Below are 16,456 nucleotides of genomic sequence, written 5' to 3' on the forward strand. Positions count from 1 at the left end.
GTTACTGCCCTAACTGTTTAGTGCTATAGAGTGCATTTGAGAACGGGAGAATTTGATTGACTACACGCTGCCAGCGAGTTAAACCTGTTGGATCGAAATACACAATATCATTGCTGTGCATTTTGAACTGATTGGCAAGACCAAAATTACCAATACTGTTGAGATTGAGATGGTAAATAGCCGTTGTATGATCGGTATTATTGCTTCGAAGAACATAAATACGCGCAGCACTCGCAGATAACGGATTAAGTCCTAAGCTTTCACCAATCACATCACTTAAGCTCATACCTTGATCTCGCATAGGTATAGCCTGGTTTTTACCTGCTTCACCCATGACATAGATCTTTTGGTTTTCACGGGCATTGACATAAATTGTATCGTTCGGCTGAATTATCAACTTATGTAAAGATAATCCTTGTTTTTCCAACTCTATGGTATTGAGGTTAAAAGTTTGCCCGTGACGAATCAATTGAATTGAAGTCGGATCGCCCAGTTGTGTAACGCCACCCGCCATACCTAAGGCGGTATATAAGCTGGTTGGTTGATCTGTTAAGAAAAACTGGCCACCTTTAGTTACATTGCCTTGCACATAGTAACGCTGTCCTTGATAAGACACAATTCGTACGACTAAATCGGGCTGTTTTAGGTAACGGGAAAAAGCTGATTTTAATTCAGTTTGAATTTGATATAAGGTTTTGCCTGAGGCTTTATATCGACTAACTAAAGGCAGTTGCACATAACCTTGTTGATCAATGCTATAACCACTTGCATTTGCAAGGGAAGAAATTTCAGGATAATTCCACAGTTGGATCGATAAGATATCACCTGATGTTAAGATGTAAGTGTTTTTATTATTAGATTGGAATAAAGCACTATAATATTGCGGTGAAAAATCTTGCGCAGCTTGTGTTGCAGGAAGTGTATCCTGATTTAAAGCAATAATGTTTACTGGTACGCCCAAGTTTGTTGTATATGCGCCTTGACGGGGAAGGTCATAGGTTTGCAAACCAGAAATAGCGGTGCAACCTGTGATTACAAGGCTGAGTGATGTAACTGCAAAAACTGAACGAAATTTCACGTCTTACCCTTGGTGGTTTTTTGTAATATCTACCTATTTTTATCACAATTAAGATGTTTTTCTGCAACACTTAAATGTAGTTAAAAATATTAAATTTCCTTGAATTCTACACTATATCTAATAAGCTGTAATTATTTTGCTAGAAAAAACCTTTGTTGCATATTTGTATAAAAAGTTAAAATTTAACACACTACTCTTTTTATAAATCTTTTTTAAGGAATTGTGCTGTGTACTACTATGGGTTGCTAAAAATTAGCGAAACTGTGATGAAAAATCTATATGGCTATAATTGATATATACATACTTGCAGATATCTAGATAGATCATGAATAAAATGATGCAAATAATAGGTTGTTTTTTAAAGCTATAGTCTAGATGGTACGTAACGTATCTTAGCGTAATTTACTGTCCAAATTTGGAAAATGAAATATTTCATTATTAATGATGCTGTTGTAAGGTGCATCATCGCTATAGTCGGAGTGCTAAAAGTGACCTATTGTTAGATTATAGATCAATCGTAGAGGTGTAGTGATCATTACTGATTTTGGTTGATAATTTTAAAAAGTTAGTTAAATTTTGTTTGATTTTTAGGTAAAATTATAATTTTACTTAAGTTAATCCATTATTTTGAGAGATGAATTTCCAATCATTATTAGTATATCAGGAATTTGATATGGGTTGGCTGTAAAGATGATTTTATGACCGATATGCAAAAGTAGTCATTTCACCGAAAGTGGATTGTAACGTTTAGTGTGTATTCAAGTTCTCTCTATGACAGTTTTTGATAGAAATTATTTTAGTAAATTGAAAGAATTTAAACGTAGTGCTAAATACAGTTCTAAAACAAACTTAAGTTTTACTGTTATTATTTATGTATGTGCTGGCGTAATTAATTCACGTTAACTCTCAATCAAAAAAAATACTAGGTATTTTTATAGTTAACTATTGGTTTCCACAATACTTTATATGGTTCCTTTATATATTTTAATTTAAGCTATAGGTTAATAGTATATACTTTGGAAATATAAATTAAAGGCTTAAAATTTTTGGATAGTGTATGCAAGAGTTGAAACTAGGCATAATTTTGTCATATTTAACAATTATAGTTTCAAATATGAGTGGACTAATCTCGACTAGCTTGATTGTAAAGAGCTTACCCACTTCAGAATATGGGATTTATATATTAGCTGGCTCTATAGTGGCTATACTTTCTATTCTTGATTCTGGAATTACTGCCTCTGTTACTCGATATATTGCGAAATATAGATTAGAAAAAAATATTGAAAAAGAAGGGAGATTTTTAGGATTTATATTAAAGTTGCTTTTTTTAATTTTAATTTTAATTTTAATTTCTGCTACTATTTTTTATAATTTATTTGATGAGATTTATAAAAGTAGTTTTAATAGTCAACAAATTAATTTATTTAAAAATATTTGGTTTATTACAATAGCATCTTTGTTGGTTTCTATTTTAAGTAATTATTTTTCTGGTTGCTGTTTTGGATATGAAAAATTTATAGTAATTAAAGTTTCTATTATTGCTAAGCTTTTTTTTAAAATTTTTATTATTTTAATGTTTTTTGTTAATCATCCGAATATCATGAATTTGGTTATAATAGATTTTTTGTTGAATTTTTTTGTTTTTTTAGTTGCTTTTTATTATTCTGTTTTTGTATTGAAAATTAGAATTGATTTTAATCGGTTAGATTTTTCTACACACTATGACATATTAAAGTATGCTTTTGGAATATTTATCTTTTTAGTTGCTAGTAATTTGCAATGGCAAGTTGGACAGATTATTTGTTCTCACTACTTAAATAGTGATGGAAGCGCAATTTTTGGCATAGGAATTATGTTGGGTTCATTTTATGGAGCATTTGCTAGTGCAATTTCTGGTGTTTTTTTAGCTCGTACAACTAATCAAGTTACTAATACTGATACTCTTAATTTGGCAAATGCAAAAGTAGGTATCTCAACATTCTCAATTCTATTTCCGATTTTTTCTGGGTTTTTACTATATGGAGATATTTTTATAAAATTTTGGGCTGGAAATAGCTATAGTCAGTCTTGGATAGTTGCATTAGGTATTATGGTTGTTTCAACAATTCCTCTGGGTTTAGGGATAGCAAGTCAAAAATCTGAAGCTTTAGGTTTGTTTAAATATCGTGCTTACTTAAATCTTTTGAGCGCTACTTTTGGTGTAATTCTCTCTATAATATTAGTGAGATCATTAGGTATCTTAGGTGTATTAATTGGCCTAGTATTGGGTGTTGCAATTAATAATTTATTTTTAATTAATTTTTATATTAAACGGGTTGGTATGAATTTTAATTTATTGATTGAAAAAGGCCTTAACTTATTTCTTTTGACAATAATAGTTACTGCACTTAATTATCTAGGAAGATTATTTTTGCAAGAAATTTTACACTTTAATGATTTATTTACTATTCTTGTAGGTCTTAGTATATTTTCTATTAGCTATATAGGAATTGTATACGTTTTATTTTATCGAAAAAATCAATATTTATACAGGATTTTTCAATGAAAACAGCTTTTATAATAACTTGTCATGATGTTTATAATCATGGGGCAAGTTTACAATGCTATGGCCTTTCTACATTTATTAAAAGTCAGAAATTAAAGGTTGTGGTTATAGACTATAAGCCAAAGTATTTGCAAAAAAACTTTAGCTTTTTTTATGTTCCATTAGGGAAATGGAGAAGATTTTTATTTATAAGATGGTTTTATATTTTGGCTAAAGTACCAGAACGTTTTCAGAGTTTATTGAGAAAAAGAAATTTTGATGATTTTACTCAGAAGTATATAATTGTATCATTAAAATCTTATACTAATAATGATGAGCTAAAAGAAATTTCCAAAGAAGCAGACATTTATATTTGTGGCAGTGATCAAATTTGGAATACCCTTTTTTCGAATGGTGCAGATCCTGCTTTTTACTTAAATTTTGTTGATAATACAAAAGTAAAAGCTTCATATGCTGCAAGCTTGTCCACAGAAAAAATCTATCATAATTTAGAGGGTTTTATTAGAAAAGAAGTTGAGAAACTAGACTTTATTAGCGTTAGAGAGAATATGGGGAAAGAGTTGCTAGAAAGTATAGGAGTAAATAAGCATATTACTCATGTTTTAGATCCGGCCTTTCTACTCACTACTGAAGAGTGGGATAATATTGCTCTAAATGTAAGTTTTTCTGAGCGCTATTTATTGATATATGATTTTGAAGAAAGTGATTTAATTAAGGAAATTGCATTAAGTATAGCTAGTCAGCAATCGTTAAAAATATATACTGTTAATCCTGGTAAATTTAATTATGCTGATAAAAAATTTAATAATGTAGGTCCTGATATGTTTTTAACATTAATAAAGAATGCTAGGTATATTATTTCAAATTCTTATCATGCTGTAGTTTTTTCTATAATATATAGAAAAGATTTTTTTGTAGTAAATCGTGCTGAGGCAATTAATGTACGTATGCATGATTTACTAACCTTACTAGGTTTGGAAAGTAGATTGGTTTCTAATGTTTCAGACATTAATTTGAATGATAAAATTAATTTTAATGAAACTAAATTGGAAGAGTGTATTGATTTTTCAAAAAATTTTTTAAAGCAAGTTTTACTTTAGTAGGGATTGAAATATGAAGAAAAAGCTAATTTTTATTATTGATTCATTGGAATCTGGAGGTGCAGAGAAAAGTTTGGTTACCCTGCTGAATATGTTGGATTATAATAGATTTGAAGTTGATTTAGGTTTGGTATCAGTATCGGGCCTTTATTTGTCATTAGTCCCAAAGCATGTAAATATATTTCAAATATCAAAAAAAAATGAAAATTATTATGATAAACTATTATATTCAGTTTTAATAAGAGTAAATAAATTTTTTTTAAAGAAACATGCCGCTCAAACTTATTGGAAAATTTTTGGTTGTAATTATCTTGCTTTAAATAAAAAATATGATGTAGCGATTGCTTATACTCAAGGTTTTCCAACATATTACTGTGCTACCTATATTAAATCTAAAAAAAAAATTGCATGGGTAAATACTAATTATGATTTAGCAGGTTATTCACCTAAATTTGATTTATATTTTTATGATCAATATGATAACATTTGTTTAGTTTCTAATGAGGCAAAAGAGGTTTTTGTAAAAAAACACCCTATGTTTTTTTCAAAATTGTTGGTAATTAAAGATATTATTTCTGAAAAATTTGTTAAAAATTTATCAATTGCGAATCCTTATCCTGAAAAATCTGATGATTTTAAAATATTAACTATAGGGCGCCTTGTTCCTAGTAAAGGATATGATTTGCTTATTGCTGCAGCAAAAAAATTAGACTCGCAAGGGTTTTCTTTTCATTGGTATATTATTGGAGAGGGGCATCTATATCAAAATATCAAAAATGATATTAGTATTTTGGGTCTTCAGCATAAAATAACTTTATTAGGAACTTTTGAGAATGTTTATCCATACATTAATCACTGTGATTTGTACTGCCAAACTTCTCGTTTTGAAGGATTTGGTATGGCTATTGCTGAGGCAAGAATTTTATCTAAGCCTATAGTAGTAACAAATTTTAATACAGCAACGGAACAAATTATTAACGGTGAAAATGGTTTGATAGTTGATTTTGATGGTGAAAAAATTGCATCTGCTATTAGTAAATTAATTTTGGATCAAAGGTTAATATCTAAAATGATTTTATCTCATGAAAATTACCCAGCAGACACAAGTTATGAATTAAATAAATTTAATAAAATTGTAAACTAAGTATTTCATTAATGTAATAAGTATTTGTAAAATATGATCAATATATATCAATCCAATCAATTAAAAGCAATAGCAGTCTTAATGATGCTTTGTTTGCATTTATTTAATACACTGGATTATAGTACTTTATTTAAACCTGTTATATTTATAGGTAAGGTTCCTCTAATTTATTATATTTCTTTATTTTGTGATGCTTGTATTCCTATATTTTCATTTGTTAGTGGGTATGGATTGTATTTAAAATATAATAAAGATTCTACTGAAAATTATCAAAAGAAAAATCTTGTTCGTATAAAAAAATTATATGTTAATTATTGGATTGTACTTATATTATTTGCTGTGGTTTTAGGAAAATTAATCAATCAAACAAATTACCCTGGAAGTTTTTTAAAATTTTTTCTTAATTTTACAGCTATAAATACATCATATGTTGGCGCATGGTGGTTTTTTACTACCTATGTTTTATTTGTGGTTACTTCTAGAATTTTGTTTACTTTACTCGATAAAATTAATGGTTATTTGTTTTTTTCTATATTATTAATACTTTATTTAGTTGCTTTTTATTTTAGAGTTTATAATTCAGAAATATTTCATCAGCCTACTTTAGATTGGTTGCAGAGACAAGTATCTTTGTATTTTTGTACTATTTTTCAATTTATGGCAGGTGCATTTTTTTTAAAATATCGTTGGGACATTAAATCTAAAAATATTTTTTCTATGTTATCATATAAAAATTTATTATTGATATTGTTGATCTTATTATTGATGATTATTCATGCAATGATACCTAACTTCATAATAGCACCATTTACGGGTCTTGCTTTTATTTTTATTTTCTTGGAAATTAAAAAACCTAATATATTATCTTTCTTTTTAAATTTTATCTTCCCACATACAACTAACATATGGTTAATACATATGTTTATTTATATGGTTTTTTTTAAAAATTTTATTTATGGGTTTCATTATCCTTTTCTTATATTTACTGCGTTATTAATAATATGCTTAGTTAGTTCTTATATTGTAAATTTCATTAATTATAGGATTGTTAAACTCTTATGAAATTACTCTACATCACAAATGGCATTAATGGTTCTGGTGGACTAGAAAGGGTTCTATCTATTAAAGCATCAATGTTGGCTGATCAATATGCTTATAGCGTAAGTATATTGACTCTAAATGAGCCTGATGAACAGCCATTTTACGAGTTTAGTCAAAATATAAAGATCATGCCAATTAATACTACGCGTTATAATAGTTTGGATTATTTTCTATCTTATCGAAGAGAAATTCAGAAAGCAATTAATAGTCTGACCCCTGATATTATTTGTGTGTGCGATGATGGTTTAAAAGGTTTTATGCTACCTTTATTAATTAAGACAACAGCAAAATGGGTTTATGAGAGACATGCTTCTATAAATTTAAATACTACAGAGAGCATTAAAGGTAAGGTCTTATCATGCCTTATGAGAAAATTTGCTAAAAGTTTTGATAAATTTGTTGTTCTTACCCCTTCTAATCTGAGCGAATGGCAACTTAAAAACGCTATTGCGATTGCAAATCCATTAAGCTTTGAATGCGAAATTAGTGATAATTTATTAAAGAAAAAGTCAATTATTGTTGTGGGATCACATTCATATAATAAAGGCTATGATATTTTATTAGATATCTGGAAAAATATAGAAGATAGATATTCAAATTGGGAATTGAATATATATGGAAAAGTTGACTTAAATAAAACATTTATAAAAATTGCACACAAACTAAATCTTAAACATGTAAACTTTTTTGATCCAGTTCAGAATATCAAAGATAAGTATCTTGAATCGTCCATCTTGGCAATGACTTCTCGTTCAGAGGGGTTTGGGATGGTACTTATTGAAGCAATGGCGTGTAGTGTGCCTTGCGTAAGCTTTGATTGTCCTTCAGGACCTAGGGATATTATCATTAATAATGAAGATGGTTTTTTGATTGAAAATGGTAATATCCAACTATTTCAAGAGAAGTTGGAGCATCTCATGCTAGATAGAGCATTACAGCTATATATGGGGAGTAAAGCTTATGAAAATGTTAAACGCTTTTCCGCAGAGAATATTGTAGCAACTTGGGATAATCTATTTAGAGATTTGATACAATGAAAACTATCCTTATTACTACAGATCAAATTTATTTGCATGGTGGTATTGAGAAGGTCATGTCAACCAAGGTTAACTATTGGGTTAACCAACCAGATGTTGAGGTCTGCATATTGACGACTGAACAAAACGACCTGCCTCCTCGTTACTCATTAGATAATCGAGTTAAATTGATTGATTTGGGTGTTAATTATAACCGTAAAAAATCTTACTTATCTATTGAGAATATTGTAAAAGCCATTCAGCATTTTATAAAACAAAAAAAAGCCATCAGAAAACTAAAACCCAATGCTATTATTTCTCCTAACTATAGTTTTGATCATTTTTGGCTACCGTTTATTAAAGGTAATGCTGTATTAATAAAAGAGCGGCATAGCTCAGGCTATCAAGCATTTAAGCAGCAGATAAAGCTCTCATTCCTTACTCACATTAAATCAATGTTTAATAATTGGATTAGCGCCAAATATGATTATATTGTTGTTTTGAATGAAGATGAGAAACAATATATTAGTAGCAATAATGTTGTAGTTATACCAAACCCTATAGAATTATCAGAACTTGTAGCGAACCAAAACGCAAAAAAAATCATAGCGGCTGGCAGATTATCACCCATTAAAGGATTTAATAAATTAATTGATGCTTGGGCATTGATACATGCTGCTAGACAGGATTGGCAATTGCATATTTATGGAGAAAACTATCTAGAAACAAAGCAGCGACTTCAACACCAGATTGATGTGTTAGGCCTTCAATCCTGTGTGGAGCTGAGAGATAGTGTACCCAATATTCCTATAGTTATGACTGACTATAGTCTATATACTATGACATCTGAATCTGAGTGTTTTCCAATGGTGTTACTTGAAGCTTTATCCGTTGGTTTGCCTATTGTTAGTTTCGACTGCCCTAATGGGCCAAGGAATATTATCAAAAATAGGGAAGATGGTATTTTAGTACCATTAGATAATATCAAGGAGTTAGCATCAACAATACTCAGTTTGATGGATAATTTACCCATGAGAATTAGTATGGGAATAAATGCAAAACAGAATATAAAACGTTTTTCTACTACCACTGTCATGCAACAGTGGGATGTTTTATTAGGTTTAAAATGATATGCTAACCTTAATACCTTTAGAATATTATACTGCTTTTTATTATTACTTTCTCTTAGTCATAGTTTTTTTAGTGTTGCTATATACTCAAGTATCGGCCTTTGATTCTAGATTTGAAAGCAATAGAAAATTTTTTAAAATCCTGGGAAGCATAACATTTATTTTTGTGATTTTTTATATCGGATTTAGACCAATTAGTGGTTACTATTTTGGTGATATGTCTACTTATAATAAAACATTTGAAGATTTAAAGTTTTTTGGCGTTACAACAGCAATTCCTGAAAATGATATTGTTTTTTATTATTATATTTTTATAACTTCGAAGATAATGGAAGCGGGAGGATTTTTTTTATTAACTGCTTTTATATATACAATTCCTATATTTATAATTGGTAAAAAAATATTTGGTAGATATTGGTTTTATTTGTTTTTAATGTTTGTAACTTCATTTTCATTTTGGTCGTATGGAACTAATGGTCTGCGTAATGGTTTAGCAACCTCTATTTTTTTATTAGTGTATTCAACTCGTAGATTATCTCTAAGATTATTAATATTATTGCTGGCATGTCATATTCATTCATCTATGATAATTCCAACTGCAGCTTATGTTATAGCGTTAGTTACCCAAAGAACTATATTATTATTTTATGGTTGGCTTTTGACTATACCATTATCTTTAGTTGCTGGAGGTTTTTTTCAAGGCTTATTTTCTAGGTTTTTTAGTGATGATAGAACTAGCTACCTCACTGAAGGTAATATAAATGGTGATAATTTTTCGTCAACAGGGTTTAGATGGGATTTTATTCTATATAGTGCTACGGCGGTATTTATAGGTTATTACTTTATCTATAAAAAACACTATCAGAACCGCCTATATCACCTTATTTATGGTACTTATTTGGTAGCTAATGCATTTTGGATTTTAGTGATTAAAGCTAATTTTTCTAATCGATTTGCCTATTTGTCATGGTTTATAATGCCGTTGGTTGTTTTATATCCTCTGTTGGAGCAACCAAAAACTAAGTACAATCATCAATTAGTTGGGTATGCTATATCACTATATTTTTCTTTTACTTTGTTTATGTTTATAAAATCAGGTGCTTAGCTAGCTATGATAAAATTAACCGTATTTACGCCAACATTTAATCGATCTTATATTTTACCTCAACTTTTTGAAAGCTTACAAAGGCAGACTAATAAAGAATTTATATGGTTAATTGTTGATGATGGCTCTACAGATAATACTAGAAAATTAATAGAAGCTTGGCAAGCTACAGCACCTTTTGATATCCAATATATTTATCAAGAAAATCAAGGAATGCATGGTGCTCATAACACAGCTTATGAGCATTGTATAACTGATTATAATATTTGTATTGATTCAGATGACTATATGCCGGATAATGCTGTAGAGAAAATTATTTATTATATTTCTGATTTACAAGATAATTTTGCTGGAATTGTAGGGTTGGATGCTAATAAAGAAACCAAAAAAATTATTGGTTCAATGTTTCCTGCTCAACTTGCTAAGGCTAAGTTGAACAAACTTTATAGCATTTATAATGTGACTGGTGATAAAAAATTGGTTTATCGAACATCAGTAATTAAAAAATATCCTAAATATCCTATTTTTAAAAATGAAAGTTTTGTTCCACTAGATTACTTATATTTATTGATCGATCAAGATTATGATTTAAAGCCTATTAATGAAGTATTTTGTATAGTTGAATATCAGGATGATGGCTCAACAAAAAATATATTTAAACAATATATGCGACACCCTAATGGCTTTGCTTTTTCTCGTATATCTCGTATTAAATATGGTGCGACGTTCAAAGAACGGTTTAAAAATGCTATTCACTTAGTATCTTCTTCAATTTTCGCTAAGGATATAAATTGGTTGTTTAAGGCTAATAAAAAGAGTTTAGTGATTCTAGCATTTCCATTTGGAGTTGTTCTAAATATTTATATTAGGATGAAAGCATGAAGAAAAAGTATTGTATTTTTAATGATTTGTATAGATATACGGGTAAAAAAAATTTAATACTTTTATTGCGTTATATAATTTTTACGTCTGGATTTAGATACATATATTTTTTTCGGGGATATCAAAATTCAAATAATTTTATAATGAAAATTATTTGGAAGCTTTTATTAAGAAGAATTATGTTTCGTACTTGTATTCAAATTCCACCAGAGACTATAGTTGGTGAGGGATTTAGGATAGCTCATTTTGGTCAGATTGTTATTAACCCTAATACCATCATAGGGAAAAATTTCAATATATCGCAAGGCGTAACATTAGGGCATGCGGAGGGTAAAAAAGTTGGTTCTCCTATTATAGGAGATAATGTCTGTGTACAACAAAATGCAGTTGTTGTTGGAAATGTGAGAATAGGTAATGATGTACTTATTGCACCTAATGCGCTTGTTAATATTGATATACCTGATGGATGTATTGCTATTGGCAACCCAGCAACTATTCTTTATAAAGAAAAATCAAGTGCTAAATATATTGTTTATAAAATTTAAATTAAATATTTCATTAAGATAGGATTTTTATAAATGAATATTTTATATGTTATCACTGGGCTAGGCTTAGGTGGTGCAGAAAAAGTTGTGGCGGATTTAGCAGATCAAATGTTTCTTAAAGGGCATGAGGTAAAGATAGTTTATCTGACAGGACCTATGTTAGTTAAACCAAAGTCGGAGCAAATAGAAGTTATCTATTTAGGGCTAGATGGCTTAAAAGATTTTTTTAAAGTATCAGCTAAATATCATGAAATTGTTAGCAAATTTAAACCGGATGTTATTCATGCACATATGGTACATGCCAATCTTTTTGCACGCCTTAATCGTATAAGAACGAAAGCCCCACGTTTAATTTGTACTGCACATTCTTCAAATGAAGGCGGTAAGATTAGAATGATAGCTTATCGTTTAACTAACTCCTTATCTAATTTTAATAGTAATGTTAGTCTAGAAGCAGTTAATGCTTTGATTGCAAAAGGTGCGTTTAGTCAAAAAAATATTACGACTGTTTATAATGGTATTGACTTAGATAAATTTACTATGGCTCTTAGCAATAAAGATACTATCAAGACTAATTTAAATTTTGTATCGGTTGGTAGGTTCAATGAAGAAAAAGATTACCCTAACTTGTTACAAGCTATTTTTAAAGTCATCCACTCTACTAATAAAAATCTAAATTTTTCCATTGCAGGAGATGGAGATTTACGCCCTACACTTGAAGAGTTGATCAATAATTTAGAATTAGTGAGTACAGTTAGCTTGCTAGGAATTCGACATGACATTCCACAATTATTACAAAAAGCTGATTTTTTTATACTGTCTTCAAAATTTGAAGGTTTACCAACTGTTGTAATAGAAGCAATGGCTTGTGGTACTTTTGTGATTGCAACTGATTGTGGTGGTACAGCAGAGATAATGGGAGATACAGGTATATTGGTTCCACCTCAAGACCCTGAAGCTTTAGCGAATGCGATTGAAAAAGCTTTAACTATGTCATCAGATGAAATAGAAAATAATAACCAAAAAGCTAGAGAAAGAGTTGAGCGACTATTTTCATTAGATGCTAGTGTTAAAAGATGGTTAGAAATATATGAAACAGCATAAAATTCTCATCATCGGCACTATAGCTTCAAGTTTATATACCTTCCGTAAGGATTTGATTTTAGCTCTAGTCGCCAAAGGCTATCAAATCTACGCTTTGACTACTGACAGTGATCCGACAGAGCTTGCAAAAATCAGTGACTTGGGAGTGATTGTTAGCCACTATGAATTTAGTCGTGGCGGATTAAATCCTTTGGCTGATTTAGCCAATACTTATGCATTATATAAGAAAATCAAAGCAATTCAGCCCGATGTTGTCTTTAATTATTTTGCTAAACCGGTAATATTTGGGACTATAGCAGCTAAACTGGCAAAAGTGCCAAAAATTTATGCGATGATTGAAGGGTTAGGTTATTCCTTTACTGATCAACCAGATGGTATTAGCACAAAAGCAAAAATCATTAAAAACATTCAAGTCATGCTATTTAGGGGAGCTTTGCCATTAGCTGATAAAGTGATTTTTTTAAATCCTGATGATCCTAAAGACTTGCTCAATCAATTTAATATCAAAGTTAAGCAAAAAGATATCTTAGGTGGTATCGGTATTCATCTAAACGATTATCCTTATAGTCCTAGACAATTAAGCTATATTACGACCTTTTTATTTATTGGTCGGTTATTAAAAGAAAAAGGCATTAATGAATTTGTAGCTGCTGCAAAAATTGTTAAGCAAAAATTTCCTACAACCCATTTTGTGGTATTGGGTAGCTTGGATAAAGATAATCCTGGTTCATTATCAGAAGATCTACTGAATCAATTAGTCAATACCCAAATTATTGAGTACCCTGGACAAGTAACCAATATTGTTGATTGGATTACAAATAGCGATGTGTTTGTATTGCCGTCTTATCGTGAAGGGGTACCTCGTAGTACTCAAGAAGCCATGGCAGTTGGGCGAGCCGTTATTACAACTGATGTGCCGGGGTGTCGTGAGACCGTGGTTGATGGTCGAAATGGTTTTTTAGTACCGAAATGGAACCCTCAAGCTTTGGCTGAAAGAATGATTTACTTTATAGAAAATCCTGAACAAATTAAGAAAATGGGCGATGAGAGTTATCATATCGCTCAAGAGAAGTTTGATTCGAATAAAGTAAATGCAAAATTACTAAAAATTTTGGAGATTGAGTGATGTTAAAACGTACCTTTGACATTATCGCTTCGGCTTTTGCTTTAATTACCCTTGCACCTGTGTATGCGATGATTGCCTACAAGGTCAGAAAAAATCTCGGCTCACCTGTACTATTTCGCCAAACTCGTCCAGGTTTGCATGGTCAGTCGTTTGAAATGATCAAGTTTCGTACCATGAAGGATGCTATTGATAAAGATGGTAACCCATTGCCTGACAGTGAGCGTTTGACCGATTTTGGTAAAAAGCTACGCGCCACCAGTCTTGATGAGTTACCCGAGTTATGGAATGTACTCAAAGGTGATATGAGTCTGGTTGGGCCACGGCCACTCCTTATGGAATATTTACCGCTTTATAGTGCTGAGCAGGCAAAGCGTCATAATGTTCGACCCGGCATCACAGGATATGCTCAAGTTAATGGACGCAATACAATTGGCTGGGAAGAAAAATTTAAACTCGATACATGGTACGTCGAGCATCAATCATTTTGGCTAGATATTAAAATTTTAGTACAAACAGTAAAAAAAGTAGTTGTGAAAGATGGTATTAGTGCTGAAGGTGAAGTGACTATGAGCAAATTTACAGGTTCAAGAGTAGATAAAACCAATGACTGAGATCTATGCCATTTATGGAGCTTCAGGCTGTGGTCGTAGTTTAATGCCTGTCGCTAGAGAACACCTTACTCGTTTAGGCATTCAGTCTCGTATTTACTTTATTGATGACCGCTTGACTGAAGTTACTGAACTTAATGGGCATCCAGCTTTGAATTATCATATGTTTAAGGCTCTACCATATGCTAATAAGTTTGTGTTGATTGCTATTGCGAATAGTCAAATTCGTGAAAAAATAGCGCACCAGCTAGAAAATGATGGTGTGCCTTTATGGTCAGTACAGGCCAATAATACCGTAATTATGGATCATGTTGAAATTGCAGCAGGCGCTGCATTGAGTCCTTTTGTCACCATAACTTCAAACATTAAAATTGGTAAATGTTTTCATGCCAATCTATACAGCTATGTCGAGCATGACTGCGTGATTGGGAACTATGTGACTTTTGCACCAGGTGTAAAATGCAACGGCAATATTCATATTGAAGATCATGCCTATATTGGTACTGGTGCAGTGATTAAACAGGGTACTCCAGACAAACCGTTAGTGATTGGAAAAGGTGCTGTCGTGGGTATGGGGGCGGTAGTCACCAAAAGTGTGCCACCGGGTGTGACTGTGGTGGGTAATCCAGCACGAATTTTAGAAAAAAGATAAGCTTCAATTTTAGTTTAGGAAAGATTATGTTAAACACTGCATTTGAGCCATGGCCAAGCTTTACTCAGCAAGAAGCTGATGCCGTTTCCCAAGTCCTACTTTCAAATAAAGTCAATTATTGGACTGGGCAAGAGTGCCGTGAGTTTGAAAAAGAATTTGCCGATTTTGTTGGAACTCAATATGCTGTAGCTTTGGCCAATGGTACTGTAGCACTGGATGTTGCACTGAAAGCACTGGGTATTGGAACTGGAGATGACGTGATTGTCACTTCGCGCACCTTTTTGGCTTCGGCGAGTTCGATTGTTACGGCAGATGCCAATCCTGTATTTGCCGATGTTGAGCTAGACTCGCAAAATATTTCTCGCCGTACTATTGAAGCAGTTTTGACCCCAAATACCAAAGCGATTGTTTGTGTGCATCTGGCAGGTTGGATGTGTGATATGGACCCAATCATGCAGTTGGCTGAAGAAAAAGGGTTGTATGTGATTGAAGATTGTGCTCAGGCGCATGGTGCCCAGTACAAAGGGCGATCAGCGGGTTCAATCGGGCATATTGGTGCATGGTCGTTTTGTCAGGACAAGATCATGAGTACAGGTGGTGAAGGTGGGATGGTCACTACCAATGATGAAAAATTATGGGAAAAAATGTGGTCGTATAAAGACCACGGTAAGAATTACGACAGTATCTACAACAAACAGCACCCACCAGGGTTTCGCTGGTTGCATGACTCCTTTGGTACCAACTGGCGCATGATGGAAATGCAGGCAGTAATTGGACGCATCCAGCTGAAAAAAATGTCGGAATGGACTAAAAAACGTGCTGAAAATGCAGCAAAGATTTTAAAAGTATTTAAAAAATCATCTTTTTTTAAAGTTCATATCCCTTCAGATGATTACGTACATGCATATTATAAATGCTATGTTCAGGTTAATTTGGAAGCATTACCAGATGGTTGGTCACGTGATCGCGTGATGCAAGAGATTAATGCTCAAGGCGTGCCTTGCTTTAGTGGTTCTTGCTCAGAAGTGTACTTGGAACATGCTTTTGATGGGACACCTTGGCGTCCGGCACAACGTTTGATCAATGCCAAGCAGTTGGGTGAAACCAGTCTGATGTTTTTGGTACATCCGACGTTGAGCCCTGAGAGTATAGAGAAGACCTTAAGTGCTATCCAGAAGGTCATTTATGCTATGCAAGTATAATATTTTATTTTTTAAATTTTGTGGGTAAACCCTATGTAATGACCCACATTCATAATAAAACAGAAAATTAGCAAAACTGATTTTCTTTATGTCGTTATTTAAAAAATGGCATAGAGTC

General features: G+C 31.6%; 15 protein-coding genes. 14 read left to right on the plus strand and 1 reads right to left on the minus strand.

Going from position 1 to position 16,456, the window contains the following annotated elements; translation table 11 throughout:
* Position 1: 1 nt before the first annotated feature.
* Positions 2-1,078, minus strand: coding sequence for a polysaccharide biosynthesis/export family protein (locus ACX1N5_RS05595; protein WP_458800744.1), 1,077 nt, complete (start codon positions 1,076-1,078; stop codon positions 2-4).
* A gap of 1,057 nt (positions 1,079-2,135) precedes the next feature.
* On the opposite strand from ACX1N5_RS05595, the gene ACX1N5_RS05600 reads away from it, so the two are divergent.
* The 14 genes from ACX1N5_RS05600 to ACX1N5_RS05665 are packed head-to-tail and all read left to right on the plus strand — an operon-like array spanning position 2,136 to position 16,338.
* Complete coding sequence (locus ACX1N5_RS05600; RefSeq protein WP_458800746.1) at positions 2,136-3,623, plus strand: oligosaccharide flippase family protein; 1,488 nt, start codon at positions 2,136-2,138, stop codon at positions 3,621-3,623.
* Positions 3,620-4,723, plus strand: a complete 1,104-nt coding sequence (locus ACX1N5_RS05605) for a polysaccharide pyruvyl transferase family protein (protein ID WP_458800748.1) — start codon at positions 3,620-3,622, stop codon at positions 4,721-4,723. Before ACX1N5_RS05600 ends, ACX1N5_RS05605 begins: the two co-directional genes overlap by 4 nt.
* A gap of 13 nt (positions 4,724-4,736) precedes the next feature.
* The gene (locus ACX1N5_RS05610; protein ID WP_458800750.1) at positions 4,737-5,867 is read left to right on the plus strand and encodes a glycosyltransferase; all 1,131 of its coding nucleotides are present in this window, start codon (positions 4,737-4,739) and stop codon (positions 5,865-5,867) included.
* Positions 5,868-5,900: 33 nt separating this feature from the next.
* Positions 5,901-6,929, plus strand: a complete 1,029-nt coding sequence (locus ACX1N5_RS05615; protein WP_458800752.1) for an acyltransferase family protein — start codon at positions 5,901-5,903, stop codon at positions 6,927-6,929.
* On the plus strand, positions 6,926-8,005 hold the full coding sequence (locus ACX1N5_RS05620) for a glycosyltransferase family 4 protein (RefSeq protein WP_458800754.1): 1,080 nt from the start codon (positions 6,926-6,928) through the stop codon (positions 8,003-8,005). The genes ACX1N5_RS05615 and ACX1N5_RS05620 overlap by 4 nt, the downstream gene beginning before the upstream one ends.
* Positions 8,002-9,114 (plus strand): glycosyltransferase family 4 protein, encoded by a 1,113-nt coding sequence (locus tag ACX1N5_RS05625; protein ID WP_458800756.1) that lies wholly within the window; start codon positions 8,002-8,004, stop codon positions 9,112-9,114. Before ACX1N5_RS05620 ends, ACX1N5_RS05625 begins: the two co-directional genes overlap by 4 nt.
* 1 nt (position 9,115) lies before the next feature.
* Positions 9,116-10,219 carry an EpsG family protein gene (locus ACX1N5_RS05630; RefSeq protein ID WP_458800757.1) on the plus strand — a complete coding sequence of 368 codons (1,104 nt, stop codon included), beginning with the start codon at positions 9,116-9,118 and terminating at the stop codon, positions 10,217-10,219.
* 6 nt (positions 10,220-10,225) lie between these two features.
* Positions 10,226-11,101, plus strand: a complete 876-nt coding sequence (locus ACX1N5_RS05635; RefSeq protein WP_458800759.1) for a glycosyltransferase family 2 protein — start codon at positions 10,226-10,228, stop codon at positions 11,099-11,101.
* Complete coding sequence (locus tag ACX1N5_RS05640; RefSeq protein WP_458800761.1) at positions 11,098-11,646, plus strand: serine acetyltransferase; 549 nt, start codon at positions 11,098-11,100, stop codon at positions 11,644-11,646. Before ACX1N5_RS05635 ends, ACX1N5_RS05640 begins: the two co-directional genes overlap by 4 nt.
* 33 nt (positions 11,647-11,679) lie before the next feature.
* On the plus strand, positions 11,680-12,750 hold the full coding sequence (locus tag ACX1N5_RS05645) for a glycosyltransferase (protein WP_458800763.1): 1,071 nt from the start codon (positions 11,680-11,682) through the stop codon (positions 12,748-12,750).
* Positions 12,737-13,876: a glycosyltransferase family 4 protein gene (locus tag ACX1N5_RS05650; protein WP_458800765.1), complete on the plus strand. Its 1,140-nt coding sequence runs from the start codon at positions 12,737-12,739 to the stop codon at positions 13,874-13,876. The genes ACX1N5_RS05645 and ACX1N5_RS05650 overlap by 14 nt, the downstream gene beginning before the upstream one ends.
* On the plus strand, positions 13,876-14,487 hold the full coding sequence (locus tag ACX1N5_RS05655) for a sugar transferase (protein ID WP_458800767.1): 612 nt from the start codon (positions 13,876-13,878) through the stop codon (positions 14,485-14,487). Before ACX1N5_RS05650 ends, ACX1N5_RS05655 begins: the two co-directional genes overlap by 1 nt.
* Positions 14,480-15,136: a NeuD/PglB/VioB family sugar acetyltransferase gene (locus ACX1N5_RS05660; RefSeq protein ID WP_458800769.1), complete on the plus strand. Its 657-nt coding sequence runs from the start codon at positions 14,480-14,482 to the stop codon at positions 15,134-15,136. The genes ACX1N5_RS05655 and ACX1N5_RS05660 overlap by 8 nt, the downstream gene beginning before the upstream one ends.
* A gap of 26 nt (positions 15,137-15,162) precedes the next feature.
* Positions 15,163-16,338: a DegT/DnrJ/EryC1/StrS family aminotransferase gene (locus ACX1N5_RS05665; protein ID WP_458800772.1), complete on the plus strand. Its 1,176-nt coding sequence runs from the start codon at positions 15,163-15,165 to the stop codon at positions 16,336-16,338.
* Positions 16,339-16,456 lie beyond the last annotated feature (118 nt).

This window comes from Acinetobacter sp. ANC 4636, from assembly GCF_054454555.1.

Bases quoted from the DNA above. Each gene is read 5' to 3' on its own strand.
- ACX1N5_RS05600 (WP_458800746.1), top strand. From the start codon at position 2,136: ATGCAAGAGTTGAAACTAGGCATAATTTTGTCATATTTAACAATTATA.
- ACX1N5_RS05605 (WP_458800748.1), top strand. From the start codon at position 3,620: ATGAAAACAGCTTTTATAATAACTTGTCATGATGTTTATAATCATGGG.
- ACX1N5_RS05610 (WP_458800750.1), top strand. From the start codon at position 4,737: ATGAAGAAAAAGCTAATTTTTATTATTGATTCATTGGAATCTGGAGGT.
- ACX1N5_RS05615 (WP_458800752.1), top strand. From the start codon at position 5,901: ATGATCAATATATATCAATCCAATCAATTAAAAGCAATAGCAGTCTTA.
- ACX1N5_RS05620 (WP_458800754.1), top strand. From the start codon at position 6,926: ATGAAATTACTCTACATCACAAATGGCATTAATGGTTCTGGTGGACTA.
- ACX1N5_RS05625 (WP_458800756.1), top strand. From the start codon at position 8,002: ATGAAAACTATCCTTATTACTACAGATCAAATTTATTTGCATGGTGGT.
- ACX1N5_RS05630 (WP_458800757.1), top strand. From the start codon at position 9,116: ATGCTAACCTTAATACCTTTAGAATATTATACTGCTTTTTATTATTAC.
- ACX1N5_RS05635 (WP_458800759.1), top strand. From the start codon at position 10,226: ATGATAAAATTAACCGTATTTACGCCAACATTTAATCGATCTTATATT.
- ACX1N5_RS05640 (WP_458800761.1), top strand. From the start codon at position 11,098: ATGAAGAAAAAGTATTGTATTTTTAATGATTTGTATAGATATACGGGT.
- ACX1N5_RS05645 (WP_458800763.1), top strand. From the start codon at position 11,680: ATGAATATTTTATATGTTATCACTGGGCTAGGCTTAGGTGGTGCAGAA.
- ACX1N5_RS05650 (WP_458800765.1), top strand. From the start codon at position 12,737: ATGAAACAGCATAAAATTCTCATCATCGGCACTATAGCTTCAAGTTTA.
- ACX1N5_RS05655 (WP_458800767.1), top strand. From the start codon at position 13,876: ATGTTAAAACGTACCTTTGACATTATCGCTTCGGCTTTTGCTTTAATT.
- ACX1N5_RS05660 (WP_458800769.1), top strand. From the start codon at position 14,480: ATGACTGAGATCTATGCCATTTATGGAGCTTCAGGCTGTGGTCGTAGT.
- ACX1N5_RS05665 (WP_458800772.1), top strand. From the start codon at position 15,163: ATGTTAAACACTGCATTTGAGCCATGGCCAAGCTTTACTCAGCAAGAA.